Raw genomic sequence first — 12,504 nt, 5'->3', positions numbered from 1 at the left:
GCGTCGGGCTTGTGGTGGGCGCTCACAACGCCGAGCCTTCCCGCGTCGCGTGATAGCTCTCGCTCCACTGCTTCGGCGGGGGATCCGATCGCTTCGCGCCGGCGCCGAACGCGCGCGGCAGCTCCTCTGCCAACTCCGGTGCGCTCCAGCCGCGTCCGTCGCGCGTGATCGTGCGCTCGACGCGCCACGAGCCGACGTGCTCGATCGTCGCACCGCGGATCTGGAACGTCTGCCCGCTGATCCACGCCGCCGCCTCGGACGCGAGGAAGCAACCGAACTCCGCCACGTGCACCGGATCGGTCGGATCGGTGCCAATGGTCGCGCTCGCTTCGCTCGCGGGCTCTGCCGCTTCCCTTTCGCGAGCGGCCGCGTTGCGCTCCATGCGCCAGCCGATGCGCGCGAGACGCGTGGCCGCCGACGGCATGATCGCGTTCGCGGTCACACCGTACGGTGCCATCTCGGTCGCGACCGCTTCCGTGAACGCGGCGATGCCCGCCTTGGCGGCCACGTAGTTCGACTGGCCCGCGCCGCCGTAGAGCAGGAGACCGGTCGCGGTGTTGATCACGCGGCCGTACGACGAGCCGCGCTCCTTCGCCTGCGCGCGCCACCATCGGCACGCGGGCTGCGAGACCGCGAACGTGCCTTTGAGGTGCACGCGCACGACGTCGTCCCATTCCTCCTCGGCGAGGTTGAACACCATGCGTGGACGACCGATCCCCGCGTTGTTGATCACGATGTCGAGTCGTCCCCACGTGTCGATCGCGAGATCGCAGAGGTCGCGTCCGACCGCGGTCGACGAGATGTCGCCGCGCAACGCGACGGCTTCACCGCCCGCGCTGCGAATCGCGTTCACGACGTCGGCCGCGGGATCCTCGTCGGTCACCGCGCCGTCGGTCGCGCCACCCGAGTCGTTCACGACGACGCGCGCGCCGTACGCCGCGAGCCGTTCGCAATAGGCGCGACCGATGCCCCGACCACCACCGGTCACGATCGCGACCCGCCCCTCCAGCCACCGTGCGCTCGTCTGCTCCATGACCGGAACGGTAACGAGGCGGAACGAGACGGGGATGGGCGACCCCGCCCATTACACTCCTCCCCCTCATGCAGACGACGGTCGAGCCGCTCGAGGAGAACAAGGTCAAGCTGCACGTGGCGGTGCCGGCCGACGAGTTCGAGCGCGCGCTGGACGCGGCCTTCCGCACACTCGCCCATGAGGTGCGCATCCCCGGCTTCCGTCCGGGCAAGGCGCCCCGCCGTCTGCTCGAGGCCCGGCTCGGCACCGAGGCCGCGCGCCGCCAGGCGCTGCAGGACTCGCTGCCGAACTACTACGCCGACGCGGTCGAGAGCGAAGGCGTCGACCCGATCGCGGCGCCGTCGATCGAGATCACCGCGGGCCGTGAAGAGGGCGACGTCGAGTTCGACGCGGTCGTCGAGATTCGTCCGGTCGTGAAGCTGGTCGGTTACGACGAGCTCACGATCACGCTTCCGTGGGAGGACGCGACCGACGAGGACGTCGACCGTCAGGTCGACCTGCTGCGCGAGCGCTCCGCGGAGCTCGCCGACTCCGAGGACCCGCTCACCGACGGCGACTACGCGACGATCGACATCCGCGGCGCGATCGACGGAGAAGAAGTCGACGGGCTCGTCGTCAGCGACTTCCTCTACGAGGTCGGCAGCGACAACGTCGTGCCGTCGCTCGACGCGCAGCTGCACGGCTCGAAGCCCGGCTCGATCCTCGAGTTCACCGACGATCTGCCCGAGCGCTTCGGCGAGCTCGGTGGCAAGGCCGCGACGTTCCGCGTGATCGTCAAGGAGTCGAAGAAGAAGGTCATGCCCGAGGTGACCGACGCGTGGGTCACCGAGGTGAGCGAGTTCGAGACCGTCGACGAGCTCCGCACCGACGTCCGCAAGCGCATCGAGCTGGTTGCGCGCATGCAGGCGCAGATGGCGGTGCGCGATCGCGTGTTGCAGGCGGCCGCCGACCTCGTGCCGCTGCTGCCGCCCGCGCCGCTCGTCGAGAGCGAGCTCGAGCAGCGCATGCACGATCTGCTGCACCAGCTGCAGCACCGCGGGCTCACGATCGAGCAGTACCTCGCGGCGACGGGACGCGAGGTCAAGGACTTCGTCGACGAGATGCGCGAGGGCGCCGGGCGGGCCGTGCTCGCCGACCTCGCACTGCGCGCGGTCGTCGCGCAGGAGGCGATCGAGGCGAGCGACGACGAGCTCGACACCGAGGTCGCCCGGATCGCCGAACGCAACAACCAGAAGGCGGCGAAGGTGCGTCGCGACCTCGAACAGCGAGGGGTCCTGGAGGCGGTACGCTCTGAAATCGCCCGCGGGAAGGCACTCGAGTTCCTGGTCGAGCACGCGAAAGTCGTCGACGAGTCGGGCAACGCCATCGATCTGAGCCTGCCGGAGACGACGCCATCCGAGGCCGAAGCCGTCGAACCGTCCGCAATCGAGGAGAGTCCGGAAGCGTGAGCTCCCAGAACCTGTACATGCCCTACGTGACCGAGGACACGCCTCGGGGTCGGGAGACGCGCGACATCTTCTCGCGCCTGCTGAAGGACCGCATCATCTTCCTCGGCACGCCCCTCGACGACACGGTGAGCAACATCATCATCGCCCAGCTCCTCCACCTCGAGTCGGAGGACCCGGACAAGGACGTGATGATGTACATCAACTCGCCGGGCGGCGAGATCACCGGCCTGTTCGCGATCTACGACACGATGCAGTACATCCGCTGCGACGTCTCGACGATCTGCGTGGGCCAGGCCGCGTCGGCCGCGGCCGTGCTGCTCGCGTCGGGCACCGCGGGCAAGCGCTTCGTGCTGCCGCACGCCCGCGTGCTCATCCACCAGCCCCACGGTGGCGCGGCCGGTCAGGCCGTCGACATCGAGATCCAGGCCAAGGAGATCGTGCGCATGCGCGAGCTCCTCGACGAGATGCTCGCGTTCCACAGCGGACAGACGGTCGAGCGGGTCAGCAAGGACACCGACCGCGACTTCATCATGAGTGCCGAAGAGGCGAAGGTCTACGGCCTCGTCGACGAGGTCATCAGCAACCGTGAGCTGGCGGCCGTACCGACCGCCGAGGGCACCGACAAATAAGTTCGAGAAGTCGGGGAGGAGGCACTCGTCGTGGCGAAGTTCGGAGACGGCGGCGACCTGCTGAAGTGCTCGTTCTGCGGGAAGAGCCAGAAGCAGGTCAAGAAGCTCATCGCCGGTCCCGGCGTCTACATCTGCGACGAGTGCATCGATCTCTGCAACGAGATCATCGAAGAGGAGCTCTCGCAGTCGACCGAGGTCCGCTTCGACGACCTCCCGAAGCCGCGTGAGATCTACGACTACCTGAACGACTACATCATCGGGCAGGAGCAGGCGAAGAAGATCCTGTCGGTCGCGGTCTACAACCACTACAAGCGGGTGCAGGCCGGCGCCTACGGCGATCCCGACGTCGAGCTGCAGAAGTCGAACATCCTCCTCATCGGTCCGACCGGCTGCGGCAAGACGCTGCTCGCGCAGACGCTCGCGCGCATGCTGAAGGTGCCGTTCGCGATCGCGGACGCGACCGCGTTGACCGAGGCCGGTTACGTCGGCGAGGACGTCGAGAACATCCTCCTGAAGCTCATTCAGGCCGCCGACTACGACGTCAAGAAGGCCGAGACCGGCATCATCTACATCGACGAGATCGACAAGATCGCGCGCAAGGCCGAGAACCCGTCGATCACGCGCGACGTGTCGGGCGAGGGCGTGCAGCAGGCGCTGCTCAAGATCCTCGAGGGCACGACCGCCTCGGTGCCGCCCCAGGGTGGCCGCAAGCACCCGCACCAAGAGTTCATCCAGATCGACACCACGAACATCCTCTTCATCTGCGGCGGCGCCTTCGCCGGCATCGACCGCATCATCGAGGCCCGCACCGGCAACCGGGGCGTCGGCTTCGGCGCCGACATCCGTCGCGCCGCCGACAAGAACCTCGGTGCGATCCTCGCCAACGTGCTCCCCGAGGATCTGCTCAAGTTCGGGCTCATCCCCGAGTTCATCGGCCGCCTGCCGGTGATCGGCGCGGTGCGCAACCTCGACCAGGCCGCGCTGATGCGCATCCTCGTCGAGCCGAAGAACGCGCTGGTGCGTCAGTACCAGAAGTTCTTCCACTTCGACGACGTCGAGCTCATCTTCACCGACGACGCGTTGGACGCGGTTGCCGACGAGGCGTTGAAGCGCGGCACCGGTGCGCGCGGCCTCCGGGCGATCCTCGAGGACGTGTTGCTCGAGGTGATGTACGAGCTGCCGTCGCGCAGCGACATCGTCCGCTGTGTCGTCGACCGCGAGGTCGTCATGAGCGGCATGCGCCCGACGCTCGTCACCGAGGACGAATCCCGCCGCAGCGCGTAGTGGTACTGCGTTTCTCGGCTATACGCCGATAACGCAGTACCACGGAGCGATCGACCGAAGCCGCGCGATGCGCTGACGTCGGCACGTCAGCCGTCCGTTCGAGGACGGCGCGGGTCAGGCGAGCCGGGCGGTGTAGCGGCCGGCTGCGTGCTCGACGCGCAACCGCACGCCGAAGCACTCGGTGAGCACGTCGTCGGTCAGCGTGTCGGCGATCGGGCCCGATCCGATGGCGACACCGTTGCGCAGCACGAGCGCGTGCGTGAATGCGGGCGGGATCTCCTCGAGGTGGTGCGTGACGAGGACGACGGGCGCGGCGCCCGGTCGTGACGCGATGGCGCTGAGATCGGCGAGCAGCTGCTCGCGGCCGCCGATGTCGAGGCCCGCGGTCGGCTCGTCGAGCAGCAGGAGCTCGGGATCACGCATCAGCGCCCGCGCGAGCAACACCCGCTGACGCTCACCGGCCGACAGGGTGGGGAAGCGGTGCTCCGCGAGCGCGCCGCAACCGAAGCGTTCGAGCAACGACACCGCACGGGCGCGGTCGGCGTGGTCGTAGCGATGCCACCACGGCGCGAGCGCCGCGAACTTCGCGGTCATCACCGCTTCGGTCGCGGTCATGCTCGCCTCGAGCTTGTCGGCGATCGCGGGGGACGAGAACGCGATGCGCTCGCGCAGCGTGCGCACGTCGGTGCGGCCGAGCCGCTGCCCGAGCACGTCGACGGTCCCGCGGCTCGGGTGCTGGTAGAGCGCGGCGATGCGGAGCAGCGTCGTCTTGCCCGCGCCGTTCGCGCCGAGGATCACCCAGCGCTGCGCGGGCTCGACGACGAGGCTCACGCCGCGCAGCACGGTCGTGTCGCCGATCGTCAGGTGCACGTCGTCGAGCCGCAGTGCCACGTCCATCGCCCCGGCATTCTGCCCGACGCGCATCGCGCGACCGCCTCTCGCGTCGGCGCCTCGTGACGATCCGCGGTCCTACGGCGCGAGGCCGAGGATCTGCCGCAGCGTCGCGTACGACGGCACGGCCGACTTCGGCGGCAGCGCGGCGTCGGCCGTGTTGAACACGAGCGCGATGGTGTCGCCGTCGTGGAGCCGGTAGCTCGCGGGATCGCCGTGCTGCTCGACGCCGTTCACGGACCACCGCAGCACACCGGGCTTCCCGTCGCACGAGTTGCCGTTCTGCTCGTGCACGTTCACGAAGTCGATCGCGCCCTCACTCACCTGCCAGCCGCCGTAGCGGAAGTAGAGACCGAGGGTCGCGTGCGCGCCCGTCTCCTGGGTCGTCGAAGGCTCGAGGTGGATGAGCCCGTCGCCGTGGCTGTGCAATCCCGCGTAGACCTGGCCGTTCGAGCCCGCGCGCGCGGGCGCGCCCGCGCCGACCGCCGACCCGTTCGTGACGTTCCCGGGCGCCCAGCTCCAATTCGGGACCCACGCGCCGCAGTCGTCGACGCCGAGCGCGACGTGCCAGTGATCGCCGAGCGTGAGCTCGGCATCGTGCGGCCCGCCCTGCACCGTCGGTGTGCGCCCGGTGATCCGCTGCGCCCGCGCGATCGCGTCGGCGCGGTTCGTCGACGCGATGAGCAGACGCTGCCCGCTCGCGACGAGGGGGCTCACTTGCACGACCCGGGCGTCGACGAGGGTCGCGATCTCGGCGAACTGCGGAGACGCGCTCGCCGACTGCGACCGCGCCGCGATCCTCGCGTTCGCGGCGGCGTCGAGCGTGACCGCGACGAACCAGCTCGCTTGGCTGGAGTCGTACATCACCGTCGCGTCGACGACATCCGTGGTGCGCGCGATCGCCGCGCTCAGAGTCAGGCACTTCTGCTCCATGCCGGAGTACACCTGGGGTGCGTGGCACGGGGGTTGGTCACGCGCGTGACCGGCGCGATCTCGAACCGCGCCGCGTCCGCGCGCGGTGTCGCGTGCGCGTGCGACGTGCAACCCGCGGCGAGCACCGCGAGCGCGGCGAGCGCGGCGAGCGCGGCGAGCGCGGCATTCAGATCTGCACGCGAACGCCCGCCCACCCCGCCCTGGTCATGCGTCCGCCGCATATGCGAAGCAAACGTACGACGAGGAGCCGGGGTGAGGCTGGATCAGGAGCCAGGTCGAGGCGGGAACCGCCTCAGCACGGCACCCCGGCGTGGTCGTCGCGCACGAACGGCTCGAGCGGCGGGATCGCGCCCGCGGGAGGCGCGGGCCGGCCGACCCAGGTGCCGAAGTCCTCGGTGACGTAGAGCGTGCCGCTGTTGCAGTACGCGCCCACGCCGAGCGACGTGAGCCCGGGGTTGAGCAGCGCGGCGCGGTGCGGCGGCGAGTTCATCAGCGCGACGTGCGCGGAGCCCGCGGTGCCGAACGAGCCGTTGCCCTCGAAGATGTTCTCTTCGAGCGTGCGATAGCGGTCGGCGTACGACGGCGAGCCGAACAGCGCGCTGAGGTTGCGGTGCGAGAAGGATCCGGTGCCGGCCATCGTCGTCGACCAGCTCGTCGCGAGGCCCGACAGCTGCGAGTCCCACGACAACGGGTTGAGACCGCGCGCACGACGTTCTTCGTTCGCGCGGTAGTAGAGCTCCTTCGAGATCCGCTGCGCGGGCGTGCCGCCGTCGTGCGGATCGGCGACCCACTGACCCGCGGCGGTCGCGGTGTACACGCCGCCGTCCTCGGTGCCGAGCCAGTAACCGCCGCCCGGCGACGCCGCGGTCGCAACCGTCGGCGAGAGCATCGACGAGCCGCCGCCCTGACCGAGCACGCGCGCGTCGCCGAAGCCGAACACGTTGCCGTTGTGCGCGACCAACCAGTACCCGCGTCCGTGCGCGGATCGGTTGATGCCGACGATCGGCGACGCGAGCGCGCGCCCACCGGTCGATCCGTAGAAGCGTGCGTCACCGAACGAGAAGATGCCGCCGTCGGAGGCGACCAACCAGTAGCCGTGGCCACTCGGTGTCGCGGCCATGCCGACGATCGGCCGGTAGAGCTTCAGCCCGCCCGTCGATCCGTAGAAGTGCGCGTCGCCGAAGGAGAAGATGCCGCCGTCGGAGGCGACCATCCAGTAGCCGTGACCGCTCGGCGTGCGGGCCATGCCGACGATCGGGCGGTAGAGGCGGATGGCGCCGGTCGATCCGTAGAAGTGCGCGTCGCCGAAGCTGAAGACGCCACCGTCGGAGGCGACCAACCAGTAGCCGCCACCGCTCGCGCTCGACGCGATGTCGACGACGGGCTGGTTCAGGCGGATGCCGCCGGTCGATCCGTGGAAGCGCGCGTCGCCGAAGCTGAACACGCCACCGTCGTCGGCGGCGAGCCAGTAGCCACGGCCCGACGGCGTCGACGTCATGCCCGTGATCGGGCGACGGATCGGCGAGAGCGCGACCGAACCGAGATAGCTCGCGCTGCTCGCGGTCGACGAAGAAGCCGACGTCGACACGACGGCGAAGATGCCGAGCATCGCCGCGACGAGCGCGATGACGAACGACGTGCGGGCCCGGCGGGCTGGTGTCGGGGAACGCATCAGGAGAAAATCGTCCCCGGCCACTCCGCCCGAGGCGCCCTTCGGTCTAGTCGTGTACCACGGAGCGTGCAATTCGGAACCGCCGACCAGCGTGTTCACCACCTCTTGTGAAGAAGTCGCACTTCTAGACTGAAGCGTCATGCCTGCTGCCATCCCGGAACGTCCCGGCCTCGAGGGCCTCGAAGCCCGCTGGTCGGAGCGGTGGGAGGTCGATCGCGTCTACCGCTTCGACCGCACGCGTCCGCGCGAGCACGTGTATTCGATCGACACCCCTCCGCTCACCGTGAGCGGGTCGCTGCATGTCGGTCACGTTTTCTCGTTCACCCACACCGACACGGTCGCTCGATACCGGCGCATGCGCGGGCTGTCGGTCTTCTATCCGATGGGCTGGGACGACAACGGTCTCGCAACGGAACGACGCGTGCAGAACTACTTCGGCGTTCGGTGCGACCCCCAGCTCCCATACGAACCGAGCTTCTCTCCCCCGGAGAGTGGCGAGCGAAACAAGAACAGCCGAGAAATGCCCATTTCTCGGCGTAATTTCGTCGAGCTCTGCGCGCGCCTCGTCGTCGAGGACGAGAAGAAGTTCGAAGCGATGTGGCGCCGGCTCGGGTTGTCGATCGACTGGAACGAACCTCCGTACGTCACGATCGGTGACGTCGCGCAACGCGCTTCGCAGCGCGCGTTCCTGCGGCAGCTCGCGCGAGGAGAGGCGTACATGGCGGAAGCGCCCACGCTCTGGGACGTCGACGATCGCACCGCGGTCGCGCAGGCGGAGCTCGAAGATCGTGAGATCGAGGGCGCATACCACCGTCTGGCGTTTCACCGCGCGGACGGTGAGGGCGATGTGATGGTCGAGACGACGCGACCGGAGCTGCTCGCGGCGTGCGTCGCGCTCGTCGCGCATCCCGACGACGCGCGCTACCAACCACTCTTCGGTGCCGAGGTGACCACGCCGTTGTTCGGCGCGCGCGTGCCGGTGCTCGCGCATCGACTGGCAGAACCCGACAAGGGCTCGGGCATCGCGATGATCTGCACGTTCGGCGACACGACCGACGTGACGTGGTGGCGCGAGCTGCAGTTGCCGGTGCGCGCGATCGTCGAACGCGACGGTCGGTTGAAGGCGGACGCACCGACGGGGCTGAGCGACGCGGGCGTGGGCGCGTACGCGGAGATCGCCGGAAAAACCATGAAACAGGCCCGAAATCGCATCGCGGAGCTGCTGCGCGACTCCGGTGAGCTCGACGGCGACCTGCGCGCGATCACGCACGCGGTGAAGTTCTACGAGCGTGGTTCGCGTCCGTTGGAGATCGTGACGACGCGCCAGTGGTACATCCGCAACGGAGGGCGAGATGCGGCATTGCGCGACGCGCTCATCGAGCGGGGCAAGGAGCTGCACTGGTACCCGTCTTACATGCGCCAGCGCTACGAATCGTGGATCGAAGGCCTGAACGGCGACTGGCTGGTCTCGCGACAGCGATATTTCGGGGTGCCGTTCCCGGTGTGGTATTCGCTCGATGAGGAACTTCGTCCGAATTACGACGCCCCATTGCTCCCACCGGAGGACATTCTCCCCATCGACCCCGCGGTCGACGTTCCTGCCGGCTACATCGCGACCCAGCGCGATCGGCCCGGTGGATTCACCGCGGACCCCGATGTGCTCGACACGTGGGCGACGAGCTCGCTCACGCCGCAGATCGCGTGTCGCTGGGTCGAGGACGACGACTTCTTCGCACGCACCTTCCCGATGGACCTACGTCCGCAGGCGCACGACATCATCCGCACCTGGTTGTTCTCGACGGTCGTGCGCTCGCATCTCGAGCACGGCTGCCTGCCGTGGCAGAACGCGGCGATCTCGGGATGGGTGCTCGATCCCGATCGCAAGAAGATGTCGAAGTCGAAGGGCAATGTCGTCACACCGATGGAATGGCTCGACAAGTACGGCGCCGACGGCGTGCGCTACTGGGCCGCGTCGGGCCGACCGGGTACCGACACCACGTTCGACGAGAACCAGCTGAAGGTCGGGCGCAAGCTCGCGACGAAGATCCTCAACGTGTCGAAGTTCGTGCTCACGACGTGCGGCAGCGCGCCGGAGGGTGACGCGCAGCTCGACGACCCTGCGCACCTCGACGATCGTCTCGACCGCTCGTTGCTGGTCGCGCTCGACGCGCTCGTCGTCGAGGCGACGACCGCGTTCGAGCAGTACGACTACGCGCGCGCGCTCGAGCGCACCGAACGGTTCTTCTGGATGTTCTGCGACGACTACGTCGAGCTCGTGAAGGCGCGCGCGTACCGCGGCTCCGACGACGCGGGTGGTCGGTCGGCGGCGTACGCGTTGCGACACGCGCTGTCGGCGTTGCTGCGCTTGTTCGCGCCGTTCGTGCCGTACGTGACCGAGGAGTCGTGGTCGTGGTGGCACGACGGCTCGGTGCACCTCGCGAGCTGGCCCGACCCCGACGGTGTGGCCGCGACCGACGACCTCGTGCTCGTGTACGAGGTCGCGGCGGCCGTGCTCTCCGACGTGCGCAAGGAGAAGTCGAGCCAGAAGCGCTCGCTCGCGTCGCCGGTCGTGCGCGCGGTCGTCTCCGACACGGCCGAGCGCCTCGCCGCGCTCCACTCCGCGGCTTCCGACGTGCGCGAGGCCGGGAAGATCGCCGAGCTCGTCACCGCGGTCGCGAGCGACGGCGATGTCGGCGTCGCGGTGGAGCTCGCGCCGCTCGAACCGACTGCGTGATCCGTCGGTGACCGTTCCGAACGACCCGCGCGACTGGCTGGCGAGCCACGTCAACCTCGAGGCCGGCGTCGGCCGGCCCGTATCGGTGCGGCGCGCGACGGCACCGACGCTCGATCGCATCCGCGCGCTGCTCGAGCTGCTGGGCTCGCCGGAGATCGACCTGCCGGTCATCCACGTCACGGGCACGAACGGCAAGACCTCGACGACGCGCATGGTGAGCTCGTTGCTCGGGGCGCTCGGGCTCTCGGTCGGGCAGTACACGAGCCCGAACCTCGAACGGATCAACGAACGGCTCGTCTGGAACGACGAGATGATCGGCGATGCCGACCTCGACGACCTGTTGCGGCTCGTCGCGTTGGTCGAGCCGTCGATGTCCGACCCGCCGAGCTACTTCGAGATCCTCACCGCGGCCGCGCTGCGCTGGTTCGCCGACCTCGCGGTCGATGTCGCGGTCGTCGAAGTCGGTGTCGGCGGTACGTGGGACGCGACGAACCTCGTGCAGGGGCGCGTCGCGGTCGTCACGAACATCGCGATCGACCACGTCGAATATCTCGGCCCGACGCGCGAGCTCATCGCGCAGGAGAAGGCCGGCATCATCGAACCCGGCTCGATGCTCGTGCTCGGCGAGACCGATCCCGATCTCACCCCGTACTTCCTCGCGCGCGAACCCGCGCGCGTCATCCTGCGCGACCGAGACTTCGGAGTGCGCGCGCAACAGCTCGCGATGGGTGGTCGCCTCGTCGACCTCTCGACGCCCGAAGGCAGCTACCCCGAGGTGTTCCTGCCCTTGCACGGACGCCACCAGGTCGACAACGCGGCGATCGCGCTTGCCGCGGCCGAAGCGTTCGTCGGCGCGCCCCTGCCTGCGACGGTCGTCGCCGACGGCTTCGCCGCGGTGCGCTCACCCGGACGGCTCGAGGTCGTCGCGCGCCGTCCACTCGTGCTGCTCGACGGCGCGCACAACGTCGCCGGCGCGAACGCGCTGCGCACCGCGCTCGACGAAGAGTTCGCGGCCTCCGCGCGCACGCTCGTCGTCGGCTTGCTCGCAGAGAAGGAACCGCACGAGATGCTCGCCGCGCTCGGGCTCGACGACGCGTCGCTCCTGCTGTGCTGCCGGCCGCCGAGCCCGCGCGCGCTCGATCCTGAGATCGTCGCCACGGCCGCGCGGGAACTGGGTTTCGACGAGGAGCAGATCGAGATCCACGAAACTGTGCGCGACGCGATCGGAGCCGCGATCGTGGCCACACCCGAGGACGGCCAGATCGTGGTCACCGGCTCGCTGTACACGGTCGGCGCCGCACGCGGCGTTTTCGTGAAGCCGTGAACCGCCCGATCACACGGTCGCATGCTCGCCCGTCGCGGCGCGGCGCGATGCCCCGGTCTCCGATCTGAACGCTCGCCGGCTCCGCCACTAGCCTCCCGCGTCCGATCGAGGTCCGAGGCCGACCTCATTCCCATGCGGCCGAAGGCGCGAGCGCAGCGAGCGTCGAGGTTCGCCCGCGAGCGTGCGCGTACGCTCGCCGCTTCCGGGAAGCGGGCGAAGGAGCAAGCGAAGCAGCATGAGCGACACCGAACAGACACTCGTTCTCTGCAAGCCCGACGCGGTGCGTCGCCGTCTCGTCGGCGAGATCGTGCGCCGCATCGAGGCGAAGGGTCTCACGCTGCGCGCGCTCGAGCTGCGCCGGCTCGACGAAGCGACCGCGAAGCGGCACTACGCCGAACATGAGGGCAAGCCGTTCTTCGGCGACCTCGTGTCGTTCATCACCGGTGGTCCGCTGGTCGCGATGGTGGTCGAAGGACCCGAGGCGTGGAAGGTCGTGCGCACGCTGATGGGCACGACGAACCCCCGCGAGGCCGCGCCGGGCACGATTCGCGGCGAT

The 12,504-nt window shown here is 69.2% G+C and carries 11 protein-coding genes; 6 read left to right on the top strand and 5 right to left on the bottom strand.

What is annotated here, in order from left to right:
- Positions 1–22 precede the first annotated feature (22 nt).
- Positions 23–1,033: an SDR family NAD(P)-dependent oxidoreductase gene (locus VH914_20105; protein HEX4493518.1), complete on the bottom strand. Its 1,011-nt coding sequence runs from the start codon at positions 1,031–1,033 to the stop codon at positions 23–25.
- 68 nt (positions 1,034–1,101) lie between these two features.
- On the opposite strand from VH914_20105, the gene tig reads away from it, so the two are divergent.
- From tig to clpX, 3 genes are read left to right on the top strand one after another with little or no spacing between them, the layout of a single operon-like run.
- Positions 1,102–2,481: a trigger factor gene (gene tig / locus VH914_20100; GenBank protein HEX4493517.1), complete on the top strand. Its 1,380-nt coding sequence runs from the start codon at positions 1,102–1,104 to the stop codon at positions 2,479–2,481.
- Between the two features lie 11 nt (positions 2,482–2,492).
- Entirely contained in the window at positions 2,493–3,110 is a 618-nt protein-coding gene (locus tag VH914_20095) for an ATP-dependent Clp protease proteolytic subunit (protein ID HEX4493516.1), read from the top strand.
- Positions 3,111–3,140: 30 nt separating this feature from the next.
- Entirely contained in the window at positions 3,141–4,394 is a 1,254-nt protein-coding gene (gene clpX / locus VH914_20090; GenBank protein ID HEX4493515.1) for an ATP-dependent Clp protease ATP-binding subunit ClpX, read from the top strand.
- 114 nt (positions 4,395–4,508) lie between these two features.
- Here clpX and VH914_20085 read toward each other — a convergent pair whose 3' ends face one another.
- The 4 genes from VH914_20085 to VH914_20070 form a co-directional block, all read right to left on the bottom strand.
- On the bottom strand, positions 4,509–5,291 hold the full coding sequence (locus VH914_20085; protein HEX4493514.1) for an ATP-binding cassette domain-containing protein: 783 nt from the start codon (positions 5,289–5,291) through the stop codon (positions 4,509–4,511).
- Between the two features lie 72 nt (positions 5,292–5,363).
- Positions 5,364–6,218: a hypothetical protein gene (locus VH914_20080; protein ID HEX4493513.1), complete on the bottom strand. Its 855-nt coding sequence runs from the start codon at positions 6,216–6,218 to the stop codon at positions 5,364–5,366.
- Positions 6,200–6,439, bottom strand: coding sequence for a hypothetical protein (locus VH914_20075; GenBank protein ID HEX4493512.1), 240 nt, complete (start codon positions 6,437–6,439; stop codon positions 6,200–6,202). Before VH914_20075 ends, VH914_20080 begins: the two co-directional genes overlap by 19 nt.
- A gap of 71 nt (positions 6,440–6,510) precedes the next feature.
- Positions 6,511–7,890, bottom strand: a complete 1,380-nt coding sequence (locus tag VH914_20070; GenBank protein ID HEX4493511.1) for a CAP domain-containing protein — start codon at positions 7,888–7,890, stop codon at positions 6,511–6,513.
- A gap of 139 nt (positions 7,891–8,029) precedes the next feature.
- Between VH914_20070 and valS the strand changes: the two genes are divergently transcribed.
- From valS to VH914_20055, 3 genes are all read left to right on the top strand, one after another.
- Complete coding sequence (valS, locus tag VH914_20065) at positions 8,030–10,624, top strand: valine--tRNA ligase (GenBank protein ID HEX4493510.1); 2,595 nt, start codon at positions 8,030–8,032, stop codon at positions 10,622–10,624.
- A gap of 7 nt (positions 10,625–10,631) precedes the next feature.
- A complete protein-coding gene (locus tag VH914_20060; GenBank protein HEX4493509.1) occupies positions 10,632–11,948 on the top strand; it encodes a Mur ligase family protein in 1,317 nt (438 codons plus the stop codon).
- Positions 11,949–12,183: 235 nt separating this feature from the next.
- On the top strand, positions 12,184–12,504 hold a 321-nt coding region (locus tag VH914_20055), incomplete at its 3' end, for a nucleoside-diphosphate kinase (GenBank protein HEX4493508.1).

This window comes from Acidimicrobiia bacterium (genome assembly GCA_036271555.1).
In the GTDB taxonomy this organism is placed as follows: Bacteria; Actinomycetota; Acidimicrobiia; order IMCC26256; family PALSA-610; genus DATBAK01.
This window is presented reverse-complemented; position numbering and strand designations above follow the sequence as displayed.

Excerpts from the sequence above, each read along its gene's own strand:
- VH914_20080 (HEX4493513.1), bottom strand. The coding sequence starts at position 6,218 with ATGGAGCAGAAGTGCCTGACTCTGAGCGCGGCGATCGCGCGCACCACG.
- VH914_20075 (HEX4493512.1), bottom strand. The coding sequence starts at position 6,439 with ATGCGGCGGACGCATGACCAGGGCGGGGTGGGCGGGCGTTCGCGTGCA.
- VH914_20085 (HEX4493514.1), bottom strand. The coding sequence starts at position 5,291 with ATGGACGTGGCACTGCGGCTCGACGACGTGCACCTGACGATCGGCGAC.
- VH914_20070 (HEX4493511.1), bottom strand. The coding sequence starts at position 7,890 with ATGCGTTCCCCGACACCAGCCCGCCGGGCCCGCACGTCGTTCGTCATC.
- VH914_20105 (HEX4493518.1), bottom strand. The coding sequence starts at position 1,033 with ATGGAGCAGACGAGCGCACGGTGGCTGGAGGGGCGGGTCGCGATCGTG.
- tig (HEX4493517.1), top strand. The coding sequence starts at position 1,102 with ATGCAGACGACGGTCGAGCCGCTCGAGGAGAACAAGGTCAAGCTGCAC.
- valS (HEX4493510.1), top strand. The coding sequence starts at position 8,030 with ATGCCTGCTGCCATCCCGGAACGTCCCGGCCTCGAGGGCCTCGAAGCC.